Consider the following 14,064-nt stretch of genomic DNA (forward strand, 5'->3'; position numbering starts at 1 on the left):
TGATCTACGCAATACGGGACCTCAGCCTTTAGAGAGAGCATCATGTCTGCGACCGGTCTGGTTTCTAGAAGTCTGTCAAAGATGCGCGAGATCGTCGCCCAGGCGACCGGCAGAGCCAAGGAGCCGTCGGAAAAAGTCCTCGATCGCATCCGCCGCCAGCTTGAAGAGTGTGCAGCCGGACTGGGTGGAGAGGTGTCCACCCGTCAGCGTGCTGCCCGCCTGGCGGAGACCTATCTCAAGCTCGATGATGGCGGGCGTCAGGCAATGCTGACCATGATCGCCCATGACTTCGGCCCCGATCCCACTGCGATTGCCGCCGCTCATGCCGACTATCAGGCGGTGATCGGCACTGACGACCAATGGGATGCCGAAGCGCGCCTGCGTGCAGCCATGCGTTCTCGCCGGATCCGTATCCTGACCCAGTTCAATGCCATTCCTCAGGGGGTGAAGTTCCTGGTTGACCTGCGCGCCGACCTGCTTCGCTTCCTGCCCGAGCAACCGCTGCTGAAACCGCTCGACCGCGAACTGGAAGCGCGTCTGAGCGCATGGTTTGACGTCGGTTTCCTCGAGCTCGCCCGCATTACCTGGAACTCGCCTGCGGCCCTGCTGGAAAGACTGGTGCAGTATGAAGCCGTGCACGAGATTCAATCATGGCAGGACCTGAAGAACCGACTGGACTCCGACCGTCGCTGCTACGGCTTCTTCCACCCCCGCATGCCGCTCGAACCACTGATCTTCGTTCAGGTCGCGCTGACCGAAGAGCTCGCGGGCGATGTGCAGCAACTGCTCGATATCAACGCCCCGCTGGCTGACGCGAACAAGGCCAACACCGCCATCTTCTATTCCATCACGAACACGCAGGTCGGCTTGAGAGGCGTGTCGTTCGGCAATTTCCTGCTGAAGCGTGTAGTGGAAGACCTGCAACGCGACTTCCCCAAACTCAAGACTTTCGCGACACTGTCACCCATCCCTGGTTTGCGGCGATGGGCGGGGCAGAATCCCCAGCAACTGGCTACAGCATTCACCCAGAACGACTGGAAGCGACTTGCCGCAGCGGGTATTGACGGCCCCGATGCACCACAACTGCATGCTATTCTCGATGGCAGCGCGGAGTGGGCGCCTGACCCGGTGCTGAGCAACGCGCTACGTGAGCCGCTGCAGCGCCTGGCAGCGCGCTACCTGACCGATGCGCGCCGTGACGGCAAGCCCGTTGATCCGGTTGCGCGCTTTCATCTTGGCAACGGCGCCCGGGTAGAGCGGCTGAACTGGCTGGCCGACACTTCACCCAAGGGCTTGGCCCAATCCTGGGGGCTGATGGTCAACTATCTGTACGACCCGGACCGTATCGAGTCCAATCTGGAAGCCTTTGCTCGCGAGGGCCGGGTCGACGCCTCCACGCAAGTCAAGCGTCAAGCCAGACCCTGATCCGGGAGCGTGCCTGTCGTGCGACTGCCTTTTAGCAACAGCTCGATCCGTGCGCGCCTTTTGCTTGCAAGCACGGCAGTGCAGATTGTGCTGCTCAGCCTGCTGCTGGCCAACAGCGTCCGCCTGATGAATGACGCCGCAGCGGTCAGCCTCGACACCCTGGTCAACCAGAACGCCAGCATGCTGCATGCGATGGCCACCGCCTACGGCGAGCTTGGTGCCTATGAGCAACTACAGGACACGCTCGGCGAACTCCTGAGCGACTCGAGCGAGGGACTGGTCTATGTCCGCATTGGTGACTCGGCTGGAAACATCCTCCTGCATGCAGGCGCCCCACGGCGCGAGCCGATTTCCCCACCGCCTGATACATTCACCGAAGCACGCAGCGGCTTGCTGGGAAAGCCACTGATCCACGTCCGGCGTCCTCTGTTGCTACCCCGCAACGAAATCGGCTTTCTGCAGTTCGGGGTCTCGGTATCGGTACTGGCCGCCGCTCGTCGCGCCATCATCGAACAAGGCGCATTGATTGCGCTGATCGAGATTGCGATCACCTTTGCGCTACTTTCGGGCATCGGCTATCTGCTCAGCAAGAAGCTGTCCAGACTGCTCGATGGCAGCAAGGCCATTACCGAAGGCTACCTCGACCATCGTCTTCCCGATGATGGCGAAGACGAACTTGCCCGCCTCGCGCGTCATTTCAACGTCATGGCGGCAACCTTGCAACAACGGGTCTCCGAACTGCAGCAGACCGCTGATCGGCTCAAGGCCAGTGAAGAGCGCTACGCCCTCGCGATGCACGGCGCCAATGACGGCCTATGGGACTGGGATATCGCCCACGGTGGGCGCACATACTTCTCGCCACGCTTCTGCCAGCTGATCGGCCTGCCGGACGCGGGCAGCCACACCAACGCCTCACCTTTTCTCGAGCGCCTCCACCCCGACGACGCCCCGACCTACCGGGCCAAGATGATCGAGCACCTGAAGGGCATCAACCCGCAATTCATGCTCGAGCACCGGATTCGCCAAGCCGACGGCAGCTACCGCTGGATCATGACCCGTGGCATGGCGCTGCGCGACGGCAGGGGTCGAGCCATTCGCATGGCAGGTTCGATCAGTGACGTCCATCTACGCAAGCGCGCCGAACAACAGTTGATGCACGATGCGCTGCATGACGGCCTCACCAGCTTGCCCAACCGGGCACTGTTCGTCGAACACGTCCGTCTGGCACTTGGTCAGCAAAGGCGCGATGACACCTACCGATTCGCCGTGCTGGCAATCAACCTCGAACGTTTTCATCTGGTCAACGACAGTTATGGTCACGCCACCGGTGACCAACTGCTGCAGGGCGTCGCGACCTGGCTGAACCTGTCGCTACGCGAGGGGGATCTCGCCGCCCGGGTCGGGGGTGATCAATTTGCCGTCCTGCTGAACGGGGTTTCAGATATCACCGAGGCACTACGCATTGCGGAGAGCCTGGTTGAACTACCCGCATTCGACATTCCGGGAGCAGATCGCAAACTCCACCCGAAGTGCAGGATCGGGCTGGCAATGAGTGAAGCCGAACGAGTCGATGGCGAAGCCCTGCTGCGTGATGCGGACAATGCACTGCAGATCGCCCGGCAGAGTGACGCCCGCACGGTGGAGGTCTTTCATGCCTCGATGCATGCTCAAGCCTTGTCCACCCTGCAACTTGAGACCGACCTTCGCCAGGCCCTGGCGACAGGCACCCTCAGCGTCCATTACCAACCCATCATCAATCTGTCGGACCGCAGGATTGCCAGCTTCGAAGCGCTTGTCAGATGGCATCACCCAACACATGGCATGTTGTCACCCGCCCAGTTCATCCCGCTGGCAGAAGCGCTGGACATGATTCACGAGCTGGGCATGCTGGTCCTGCGCCAGGTGTGCGACGACATCGGACAATGGCTTGCGGATCATGAACAGCAGACCGGAGTCCCAGTCAGTGTCAATCTCTCGGCCCGCCAGCTGTCGCGAGCTCATCTCGCTGAAGAGCTGATCGAACTCATTACCCTGAAAGCCATTCCGAGCGATCTGATCCGCTTCGAGGTGACCGAAAGCCTTCTGGCTCGCCAGGATGGCCCCGCCATCCGCAGCCTGCAGCGTTTACGTGCGGCAGGATTCAGGGTGCTGATCGACGACTTTGGCACCGGCTACTCCGCATTGAGCTATCTGCACACCATCCCCTGCGACGTCGTCAAACTGGATGGCAGCTTCGTGTCATCGATCGCGGATGACGCGCGCCTGCGCGCCATCGTGCGCCGCAGCATCGAGTTGGCGCACGATCTTGGCATGTCTGTGGTGGCGGAGTGTATCGAAACCGAGGAACAAGCTGCTGTCCTGCGCGATATCGCCTGCGACTTCGGACAAGGCTACCTTTTTTCCCGCCCAGTCCCCACCGAACAAGCATCCCGAATGTTCCATTTGTCAGAGCGGAAAACCTCATGATCAGGCAGCTCAGCCTTCTCTCCGCGATTGTGCTCGGCTCGATGACAACCCCCGCGCTGGGCCAGCAGGCGAGCCCATGGCAACTAAGCGGGTTTGGAACCCTGGGTATGGTCGCCACCAGTCAATCCGATATCCGATTTGCCCGTATCGGGGTTGACCGCCCAGGTTCGGAAACCCCGGATTTCGGGCCCGATACGGTCCTCGGCATCCAGGCCAACATCTCACTGTCGCCCCAGACATCCGCTGTCCTGCAGCTGGTGTCGCGGGAGCGCCCAGCCAATGGCTACCTTCCCCACCCCAGCCTGGCCTTCGTCAGCTACACCCCCAGCCCGGACCTGAGCATCCGGCTGGGGCGTCTGCGTGTTCCCTTCTTCATGCACTCGGATTCACTCGACATCAATTATGCGTTACCGTGGATCCGTCCCCCGGTCGAGGTCTACGGTCTGAACCCCTTTTCCGACCTGGACGGTATCGACGTGCTCTACCGCACACGCATCGGCTCGACCGATCTCGAATTCCATCCTTATGCGGGACGTAGTGCGATTCCCATCTACAAGAATGGTCGCGGACGTCTGGATCGTCTGCTGGGCTTTAACGTATCGATCATGACCGATCGGCTGACACTCTTTGTCGGACACGCAACATCCCCCTTGACTCTGCATTGGGGCGATCCCGATTTTGATCGGCTTGTCTCCATCCTGCCACCGGAACTCAATCGTGAACTGTCAGGCGGCCGAGGCCACGCAAGCTTCAGCTCCGCAGGATTCCAATGGGACGACGGCAGCTGGCAACTGACTGGAGAGTACGCCCGTCGTGTCAATCGACGTTATGCGAACAGCGCGCACGGCTGGCACCTTACCGTGGCACACCGTGTCGATGCGCTCACCCCCTACCTTACCCTTGCCCGTCAGACCGAAGACCGGCCAATTGCACACTACGACTTCCCGACCACGCTTCCGGGGCAACTGCAGCGTCATGCTTTTGAGCAGTTCCTGATTTCACGTAACGTGGCTCAACGCAGCATCACCGTTGGTATCCGCTGGGACATACAGCGAAACATCGCGATCAAGACCGAGTACACCCACACCAAGACCTTGCACGACAGTTGGGGGAGTTACTTCCCACGTGGAGACGTCCTCGCCAACGCACCCATCGATCGCTCAATCAACATGCTCGGACTGTCAGTCGATGTTACCTTCTGACCTGGACGATCATCACAGCGGGCGAAGGTACCTGGGTCTTGGTGGCGTGGCGTCCGAGACGCCGACTCACCCCGGATCCAGGCGGCAGGCTCTCATGCTTGCACTGGGGCTGTTTCTCTCGATCCATGCGAGTAACGCCCTGCCCTCACAGGACATGGCAATACACATCGTCACGGCAGAGCAAGGACATTTGCGCCAATTGCAGCGCGACGAGGCCGAATTGCTGTTCCTCGGCCGCCGGACAACTGCGGCGGACGGCACACCGGTCATTCTGATCGACCTGCCAGCGGGCCCGATACGCGATCGTTTCTACCTGTTGCTGACCGGGAAGAATCCTCAACAGACACGGGCCTACTGGTCACGCCAAGTCTTCACAGGGCGAGCCCGCCCGCCGCTTGAAGCCCACAGCATCGAGCAAGCCATCGAGTGGCTGCTGCAGACGCCGGGGACAGTCGCTTATCTACCTGCATCCAACGGCGATGCACGCTTGCGCGTGCTGATGCGACTGCAATAGATCCGGCCCTTCGGGCGCAAATCGAGGACAAGCCACATTGCATCAAAGAAGGAGTTGACCATCATGCCCCTCAGTGATCTAATGCAAATCATTCTTATTATTGTGTGTTTCTGAGATATGGAAACGAATCACACTGGAAGCACGCTGCCAGAGCAGGAAATGGCACAACAGTTGCATGAGGCTTCTCGGCCTACTCGAAGCACGACATCGATCTCCAGCGAGCAACTGCTCGCCGGCCAGAAAAGCGTCACCATTGATCACGAAGGCATCAGTTACGTTCTGCGCTCCACCCGCGCGGGCAAATTGATCCTGACCAAGTAAACCGCAACGTTCCTGACGAGGCGACACCATGTATGTATGCGTCTGCAAGGCAGTGACTGAAAAGCACATTGACGAGGCCGTGCGCAAGGGGCTTTCCACCCTGCGCCACCTCCGGGACGAACTTGGCGTAACCAGCGAATGCGGACGCTGCGCCAACTGCGCGCGCGACTGCCTTCGCGCCGCACTGGTCACGCCGACGGCCACCCGGTCTGACGGCCCCCTGCTTCAAGCCGCCTGAAGCACGAGCATGCGGTTCGAGCCTCCAGTCCAGGACACCCGCTCAAACCCACCCAAGGGCCTCGTGGAGCGCACCCTGTTTCAGGCAACCCGGCTCATACTCTACGTCACGGTTGCCGCCTGCCTGATGTACCTCGCGCTGACGCCTCCTGGCGTCAGCTCCTGATGTCGTATACTCAGCCCCACGTTGTCGTCCCTCATGCAATCTGCTGCTCACGCCTTGTCTCTACACGACCCGTTTCCCGAACCGCGTACGGTGGCGCCGATCAGCAATCGCACAGCCCCCGCAGCCGATACGGCCCGCACACCGCGCAGACGCGGAGAGCGCCAAGCACTTGCCGTGCTGGTGCTTTCCCTCCATGCATTCGGGCTCTACGCGCTGACCAGCCAGTTTTCCCCGCCGGTGTCTCCACCAGAGATTCAACCGATCTCGATCAGCTTCATTCCTCTGGCGGCGCCACCTGCACCCGTCGTCGAGCCACCCGCACCGCCACCGCCCGAGCCGGTCAAGCGGGCTGAGCCACCCAAACCGGTCAAGCCGGCACCCCGTCCACCCAAACCGCTTGCCCCGGTCAAGCCGCCCCCGGAGCCTGTCATCTCGGAGTCGGCAACCGCGCTGAGCAGCGATGTACCGGTCGCCCCGCCAGCGGAAGCCACGCCCGCGCCAACCACCCCCCTGCCAGCACCTGCAGCCGAATCCATCGCGCCCGCAGCGCCAGCACCCGTCACCGCTGCACGCTTCGACGCCGACTACCTCAACAACCCTGCGCCAGCCTATCCTCCTTTATCCAGGCGCATGCGGGAAGAAGGCAAGGTCATGCTGCGCGTCACCGTCACGCCCGATGGCCTTCCGGGTCGGATCGAGATCGCACGAAGCTCCGGCTCCGAGCGGCTGGATCAAGCCGCAACAAACGCCGTTCGCCAATGGCGTTTTGTCGCAGCACGCCAGGGTGAGCGCGCCATCGAGGCCTCAGTGCTGGTACCCATCATATTCAAACTCGAAGGAAACTGACCATGGAATCACAAGCCTTCGGCCTCGCCCATCTATGGGGACAGTCCGATTTCGTCATCCGTGCTGTAGCCGCCATCCTGTTGCTGATGTCGGTAACCAGTTGGTACCTGATCCTGGTGCGTGGACTGCGTCAACTCCGGGCACGCCGCAGCGAGGATGCGCTGGACGCCTTCTGGGCGGCGCCTTCACTTACCGCCGGCATCCAGCGACTGTCCGCGCAAGCACCTGACTCTCCCTTCGAGGCCTTGGCAAAGCAAGGCTCGGCGGCGGCGGACCATCTACGTCAGCACCACAACCGCGACACCCTCGGCGGCACACTCGACAGCGAAGAGTTCATCACCCGGGCATTGCGCAAGTCGATCTCGATCTCCACGTCACAACTGGAGTCCGGGCTCACCATGCTCGCATCGATCGGCTCGACAGCGCCCTTCGTCGGACTGTTCGGTACGGTCTGGGGCATTTACCACGCCCTGGTCAACATCTCCGCATCCGGCCTGGCCACGCTCGACAAGGTTGCAGGCCCGGTCGGCGAGGCGTTGATCATGACTGCATTCGGCCTGTTTGTCGCCATCCCTGCAGTACTTGCATACAACGCTTTTACCCGTGCCAACCGGGTTGAACTCGCGGAGCTCGACGCCTTCGCACATGATCTCCATGCCTGGTTTGCGACCGGCGCCCGCATTGCACCGGTCGACACCCCACGCAGCGCGGCGGCCACCCCAGCCCGTGCGACCACGGCGGAGGCGGTGTAATGGCCTTCGGTGGCTTCAATCAGGGCAGCGAGCGCCAACCGACCAGCGACATCAACATGGTGCCGCTGATCGACGTCATGCTGGTGCTGTTGATCGTATTCATGATCACCGCGCCGCTGCTGACCCATTCGGTCAAGATCGACCTTCCCAAGGCGGCCAGCCAACCGAACGAGGAGAAGCCCGAGACCATCACACTGGCAATGGACGGCGAAGGCCAGCTGTTCTGGAACAACGCGCCGCTCGCTGCAGAGGTCTTGAAGGAAAAGCTGGCTGGCGCTGCCGCACAGCAACCGCAACCGGAGTTGCACCTGCGTGCGGACCAGAACACGCGCTATCAGAAGATCGCCGAGGTCATGTCGGCCGCGCGCGAGGCGGGTATCGAGAAGATGGGGTTCATTACGGTCCCGAACGAGTAACACGTGCTATTCGGCACCACAGCGGGCTGCAGCAGGAATGCTGTAGCCCCTTTTTACGTTCAGCTCGACGGCTTGCGTACGCGGATGATCACATCCACCTGATCGAGCACCAGATTACCCGGCAACTTCGGCATGCCCACAACCTGCAGTTCGTCTGCAGATACGTCGGACAACTCGCCCGTATCGACGTCATACAGGTGGTAATGAGGGTCGGTGTTCGAGTCATACACCACCCGCTCGGGATCGACGATCAGTTCCTTGACCAAGTTCTTCTCACGAAACAGACGCAAGGTGTTGTAGACCGTGGCACGGGAAACCTCGGGCGACCGCTCACGCACCATGGAAAGCACCTGGTCGGCCGAGAGATGCACCGGCTGTGTCAGCAACACCCGAGCAATTTCAAGGCGCTGCAGCGTCACCGGCACTCCGGCGGTGCGCAGGCGATCGGCTGCAATACGGGAGGAGAGTGTGTCCATCTGTCGAGGAAGCGGTATTGATCCTGGTCATGTTCCATGCAGGTCTACAGGAACGTTTCCCTGAAATCACTGCATTTGTGACGAGCATACGACGCCCACCCCCGACCACGCAAATCGGCTCCTGACGCAATTCTGCCAATGGCATCACGCACCAGGAGCCGACATATCGACGGCATAGCCGTCTGATTGCTGAAGCCCCGCATTGCGGGGCCTTCCAGCCTGCAGTCTTACTTCGCGAAGGGTTGCGGCGGCGGGGTGTCGTTGGACGACGGCGGCAACAGCGGCATGATGAAGGACGGCTGATCACCGGTCAGCGTCTTCAGGAAGGCCACGATGTCACCGATTTCCTGTTTGGAGTAGGTCCGCCCCAGCTGCAGGCGCCCCATGATCTCGACAGCCTCTTCCAGCGTCTGTGCCGCACCGTCGTGGAAGTACGGATAGGTCAGTTCCACATTGCGCAGGGTCGGCACCTTGAAGTTGAAGCGATCCTCATCCTTGCCAGTCACCGCTGAGCGCCCCTCGGCAGTGCTGGTCGTCTTGTACGGCTCCACGACACCCATTTTCTGGAACGACGTGCCACCCACTGCCGGGCCGTTGTGACAGGCAACACACCCACTTTCCTTAAACAGTTTGTAGCCGGCCAGCTCACGCGCATTAAGCGCCTTGTCGTCGCCCTGCAGCCATTTGTCGAAAGCCGAGTTCGGCGTCACCAGGGTTTCCTCGAACGCGGCAATCGCACTGGTCACCTTATCGATATCGATACGGCTGGACCCAAACACCGACTTGAATTCAGCGACGTACCCGGGAATCGACTGCAGCACATCGATCGCCAGGTCATGAGTGAAGGCCATCTCGCCCGGATTGGCGATCGGACCACCGGCCTGCTCCTTCAGGGTGGCAGCACGCCCATCCCAGAATTGGGCAACCGCCAGGCTCGAGTTCAACACCGTTGGCGAGTTGATCGGACCTTCCTGCCAGTTGTGACCGATCGAGGTCTTCAGATTGTCCGATCCGCCCATGGACAGGTTGTGACACGAGTTGCAGGAGATGAAGCCCGAACGCGACAGGCGCGGATCGAAGAACAGCTTCTTGCCCAACTCAACCTTGCCGGGGTTCGTGACCTTGGCCGGCTGCAATGGCTGGATCGGCTCATCCCGCACCGTTGCCGCCCACGCCGTCCCGGCTACTGCCAGCGCCACGGTGATACCGATTAGCTTGACTCTCATGCTGTGCTCCTTGCTCTGCAAAATGATCTGTCCAGGCGGCCCGCATTTCGATACGAATTTGGACCACGTCTAAATCTGAGACCCGATTAAATGCCCAAGTCACCGGCGAATTCTTGATCTGGATCATGAAAGCAACGAATACCGCACCAACCGCCCAAGCCATCGCAGCCCGCTCACGGAGCGTCGATCTGCACGGTAAATCGGCGCGGGACCAAGACAACAGCCTTGACATATTAACGAGAATAGTTAGCATTAACGAACTCATCACCATCAAGACTTCGTCATGACTGCCCTCCAACGCGCTTTTCGTTGTGGCATCGCGCTGACTTTTGCGCTTGCCCTGAGCCCCACAACCCATGCCGACACCTCACCACGCGCGGTCCTGGAGCATTACGCCAGCTTGGTCGAAGCAAACTACGACGACACCCTGGCAGGTATCCGCGAGTTGCAGGACGCCGTGCGAAGCTTCGTGGCCGCCCCCTCGGAGGCCGGTCTGCAAAAGGCCCGCGCGGCCTGGCTGGAAGGCCGCGAATGGTACGGCCAGACAGAGGCATTTCGTTTTTATGGCGGGCCGATCGACGGCGAGGACGGCCCCGAAGGCCTGATCAACGCCTGGCCGCTGGACGAGGCCTATATCGACTATGTCGAAGGTGACGCCAACGCCGGCATCATCAACAACCGCAAGGAAGACATCTCCCCAGACCGACTGAACGAGCTCAACGAGCGCGGCGGCGAAGAGAACGTCGCCACCGGATGGCATGCGATCGAATTCCTGCTGTGGGGTCAGGACCGCTCCGAAACCGGTCCGGGCAATCGTCCCTACACCGACTACCTCGATGGGAAGGCGGCCAATGCCGACCGTCGTCGCCTGTACCTGATCACAGTCACCGACATGCTGGCGGCTGAACTCGAAGGTGTCGCCAAGGCATGGCGCAACGGTGCCGACAACTACCGCGCGTCCTTTGTTGCCAGTGGCACCGAAGGCATCCAGCGCATGCTTACCGGTCTGGGAACACTGTCCCGGGGCGAACTGGCGGGCGAACGCATGGAAGTGGCGATGGACACCCAGGACCAGGAAGACGAGCACTCCTGCTTCTCCGACAACACTCACCGCGACATCGTCGCCAACGCCAAGGGCATCCAGAACGTCTGGGAAGGTCGTTACCGCACCCGTGCCGGCCGCATCATCGAAGGCCCGAGCCTGAAGGACCTGGTTGCCGCGCAGGACGCATCGGTCGCGCGTACTGTCAGCCAGGACATCGCCAACAGCGTTGCATTGGCCGAACGCATCCAGGCACCTTTCGACCGAGAGATCATCGGCGACGACAACAGCCCGGGGCGCAAGCGCGTTCAAGCCGTCATCGACGCACTCAAGAAGCAGACCGACGCTTTGGTGGAGGCCGCCCGGGCACTGGGTATCACCCGCCTCAACACCAGCGTCTGATCACCCAACCCTTCACGCTACCCAGCCAGCGCGGACCGTCCTCAGCCGCGCCCGCCAGGAAAATCGATGCTCCTACACTCCGCACGCCACGCCTGGGCCGGCAAGCCCGTGCGCAACGCAGCCTGTGCCCTGCTCACCGCCTTGCTCACCTTCCCTGCGCTGGCAGATCACCGGCTGCCCGGCGGGCATGTCGGCAGCATCGACGACCATGGGAAGAACGCCTTCTCGCTACCTGCACCAGGCCTGAACGACGAACAGAAAACGACCTTCGTCATTGGCAACTCTTTTTTCAAGAAAGCCTGGGTGGCGGCGCCGGCGTCCACGACCGCACGCGACGGACTGGGGCCACACTTCATCGCGCGCTCCTGTGGTGCGTGTCATCTGCTGGACGGGCGGGGCGCACCGCCCCCGGCACCACAGGGCATCTCGACCGAACAGCCGATGGCCTTGCTGATAAGGCTCTCCATTCCAGGCCGCGCTGCAGACGGCGGGCCCCTGCCGGAACCAAGTTACGGTGGCCAGTTCAACAACGATGCCATTCCCGGGGTCAAGCCTGAGGGCAAGGTCCTCATCCACTACGACGAGTTGCCCGGCCAGTATGCGGATGGCGAAGCCTACTCGCTACGCAAGCCACGCTACACCCTGACCGACCTTGGCTACGGTGACCTGCATCCCAAGGTACAGCTGTCACCGAGAGTTGCCCCCCATATGGTTGGCCTCGGTCTGCTCGAGGCCATTCCCGAAGCCACCGTATTGGCCCATGCCGAACGCCAGAAACGCGAGGGCAAGGGCATCGCCGGTCAGCCCAACCGGGTCTGGGATGCTTATGCGAACCGTCACATCCTCGGCCGCTTCGGCTGGAAGGCCAATGTCGGCAGCATCGCACACCAGACCGGGGGTGCCTTCCATGGCGACATCGGCATCACCTCACGGCACTTTCCGGAACAGGACTGCATGCCATCGCAACAAGACTGTCTGGCAGCGATCGAAGGTGGCAAGCCGGAGATTGATGACCGTCGCCTCAGTCAGGTCATTTTCTACTCACAGACCCTTGCCGTTCCGACCCGGCGCGAACCGGACCACCCCGAAGTCAAGCGCGGGGAAGTGCTGTTTCACGCCGGCCAATGTGCAAGCTGCCACGTACCGTCACATGTCACCGGCCCTCACCCCGACATTCCCCAGTACACCGCTCAAACGATCTGGCCCTACACCGACCTGTTGCTGCACGACATGGGCGAAGGCCTGGCCGATCATCGCCCCGACTTCGAAGCCAGTGGCCGTCAATGGCGTACCCCGCCACTGTGGGGTCTTGGCCTGATCAAGACGGTCAACGGGCACACTACACTGCTGCACGACGGCCGCGCACGCGACTTTGCCGAGGCCATCCTGTGGCATGACGGCGAAGCGGCCTTCAGCCAGACTTACTTCCGCACGCTATCCAAAACCGACCGTGCGGCGCTGATCCGCTTTCTGGAGTCCCTATGAAGCGCCCCGCGAGCCGGCTGACGCATTACCTGATCACTGCCGCGACATTGATCGCGACCACGCAATTCAGCCATGCCCAAACCGTAGCCCCACCCATACCGGACACCACCTTTGCACTCGGCTGGACGGAACAGGCCTATCTTGATCGCCATCAACACCTGCGCGCGGCCAGTGCGCAGATGCTTGGCGCCCTGCACGCCCTGTGCAGGCGTCCTGATGCACCTGGCCTGCAACAGGCGCAAAGGCACTGGACGCAGGCCTACCTGGCCTGGCGCACCGTCGATGGCGCAGGCGCTGCCCCCACTGTCATCGCCCGTACCGGTCGCATGATCGACTTCCGCCCCGCCCGGATCCGCGACGTCGATCAGCGCATTGCCCGGTCGGAAGGCCCGGACCCGAACAACGTCGCCGTGCGTGGCTTCGGCACGCTCGAATACCTTTTATTCGGGGACGGCCAGGCCAGCACCCTGCCACGCCTGCAGCAAGGTGCAGCGTGTGCATACGCCGTCGCGACCGCCCGTCTGATCCAAGCTGACCTCGACGCACTCGATGTCGGCTGGCAACAGCAACTCGAGCGACTCGGCGGCGATACCGACCTGCCACGGCGCAATCTGCTGGCCGAGAATATCGGCCTGATGCTGTCAGGCCTGGATGGTGCGCTGGCCCGCCTGCCCAAGGTCAAGGAAGCACGCCTCGAGGCCTGGCCCGACTGGCGCTCCGGCCTCACACGCGCAGCCATCCATTCACAGCTGGCCGGCTTTGCCGACGCGTGGTCGGGCAACCTGGACGGTCGCAAACGTCACCCCCACAGCCTGGCGGCCCTCATGCTTGAGCAAGGTCATGAAGACTCGGTCCGTCAGGTGGATCAGGCCTTGTCTTCAGCCCTGTCAGCGGCTGACAGGCTGCCCGCGGCGATCACCACCAACGAAGCCGATGCCGCTCGCCAGGCCTTCATCGCATCCGTTCAAGCACTGAAGACCCGCGTGGAAACCCAGGTTGCCGGTCAGCTTGGCATCCTGCTCGGCTTCAACGACAACGACGGCGACTGAGCAGGTGAGGATCAATCGTCGCAAGCAGGTCATCCCAGG

Annotated in this window: 14 protein-coding genes; 12 read left to right on the forward strand and 2 right to left on the reverse strand. The window is 61.7% G+C overall.

The genetic code is table 11. The annotated features are described in order from the left end of the window. Positions 1–42 precede the first annotated feature (42 nt). From DNK49_RS02120 to DNK49_RS02160, 9 genes are all read left to right on the forward strand, one after another. Positions 43–1,425, forward strand: coding sequence for a malonyl-CoA decarboxylase (locus DNK49_RS02120; RefSeq protein WP_110522648.1), 1,383 nt, complete (start codon positions 43–45; stop codon positions 1,423–1,425). 18 nt (positions 1,426–1,443) lie between these two features. Continuing rightward, a complete protein-coding gene (locus tag DNK49_RS02125) occupies positions 1,444–3,891 on the forward strand; it encodes an EAL domain-containing protein (protein ID WP_207806862.1) in 2,448 nt (815 codons plus the stop codon). Continuing rightward, positions 3,888–5,093 (forward strand): hypothetical protein, encoded by a 1,206-nt coding sequence (locus DNK49_RS02130; RefSeq protein ID WP_110522649.1) that lies wholly within the window; start codon positions 3,888–3,890, stop codon positions 5,091–5,093. Before DNK49_RS02125 ends, DNK49_RS02130 begins: the two co-directional genes overlap by 4 nt. A gap of 94 nt (positions 5,094–5,187) precedes the next feature. Beyond that, positions 5,188–5,607 (forward strand): hypothetical protein, encoded by a 420-nt coding sequence (locus tag DNK49_RS02135; protein WP_243632206.1) that lies wholly within the window; start codon positions 5,188–5,190, stop codon positions 5,605–5,607. Between the two features lie 159 nt (positions 5,608–5,766). Beyond that, entirely contained in the window at positions 5,767–5,928 is a 162-nt protein-coding gene (hemP, locus tag DNK49_RS02140) for a hemin uptake protein HemP (RefSeq protein WP_207806863.1), read from the forward strand. 28 nt (positions 5,929–5,956) lie between these two features. Continuing rightward, complete coding sequence (locus DNK49_RS02145; protein ID WP_110522651.1) at positions 5,957–6,166, forward strand: (2Fe-2S)-binding protein; 210 nt, start codon at positions 5,957–5,959, stop codon at positions 6,164–6,166. A gap of 198 nt (positions 6,167–6,364) precedes the next feature. After that, entirely contained in the window at positions 6,365–7,177 is an 813-nt protein-coding gene (locus DNK49_RS02150) for an energy transducer TonB (protein ID WP_110522652.1), read from the forward strand. A 2-nt stretch (positions 7,178–7,179) separates the two neighbouring features. Then, the gene (locus DNK49_RS02155) at positions 7,180–7,929 is read left to right on the forward strand and encodes a MotA/TolQ/ExbB proton channel family protein (RefSeq protein ID WP_110522653.1); all 750 of its coding nucleotides are present in this window, start codon (positions 7,180–7,182) and stop codon (positions 7,927–7,929) included. Further along, positions 7,929–8,345 (forward strand): ExbD/TolR family protein, encoded by a 417-nt coding sequence (locus DNK49_RS02160; RefSeq protein ID WP_110522654.1) that lies wholly within the window; start codon positions 7,929–7,931, stop codon positions 8,343–8,345. Before DNK49_RS02155 ends, DNK49_RS02160 begins: the two co-directional genes overlap by 1 nt. Before the next feature lie 59 nt (positions 8,346–8,404). Here DNK49_RS02160 and DNK49_RS02165 read toward each other — a convergent pair whose 3' ends face one another. Together DNK49_RS02165 and DNK49_RS02170 are read right to left on the reverse strand one after the other, a co-directional pair. Then, entirely contained in the window at positions 8,405–8,821 is a 417-nt protein-coding gene (locus DNK49_RS02165; protein ID WP_110522655.1) for a Fur family transcriptional regulator, read from the reverse strand. A gap of 227 nt (positions 8,822–9,048) precedes the next feature. Beyond that, positions 9,049–10,047 (reverse strand): cytochrome-c peroxidase, encoded by a 999-nt coding sequence (locus tag DNK49_RS02170; protein ID WP_110522656.1) that lies wholly within the window; start codon positions 10,045–10,047, stop codon positions 9,049–9,051. A gap of 283 nt (positions 10,048–10,330) precedes the next feature. Here DNK49_RS02170 and DNK49_RS02175 point away from each other — a divergent pair, with 283 nt between their 5' ends. The 3 genes from DNK49_RS02175 to DNK49_RS02185 all read left to right on the forward strand — a co-directional run bounded on the left by DNK49_RS02175 (position 10,331) and on the right by DNK49_RS02185 (position 14,025). Next, positions 10,331–11,491, forward strand: coding sequence for an imelysin family protein (locus tag DNK49_RS02175; protein WP_110522657.1), 1,161 nt, complete (start codon positions 10,331–10,333; stop codon positions 11,489–11,491). Between the two features lie 66 nt (positions 11,492–11,557). Next, positions 11,558–12,976 carry a di-heme oxidoreductase family protein gene (locus DNK49_RS02180; protein WP_110522658.1) on the forward strand — a complete coding sequence of 473 codons (1,419 nt, stop codon included), beginning with the start codon at positions 11,558–11,560 and terminating at the stop codon, positions 12,974–12,976. Further along, on the forward strand, positions 12,973–14,025 hold the full coding sequence (locus DNK49_RS02185; protein ID WP_110522659.1) for an imelysin family protein: 1,053 nt from the start codon (positions 12,973–12,975) through the stop codon (positions 14,023–14,025). Before DNK49_RS02180 ends, DNK49_RS02185 begins: the two co-directional genes overlap by 4 nt. Positions 14,026–14,064 lie beyond the last annotated feature (39 nt).

Source organism: Parazoarcus communis SWub3 = DSM 12120, from assembly GCF_003226565.1.
GTDB classification, from domain to species: Bacteria; Pseudomonadota; Gammaproteobacteria; order Burkholderiales; family Rhodocyclaceae; genus Parazoarcus; species Parazoarcus communis.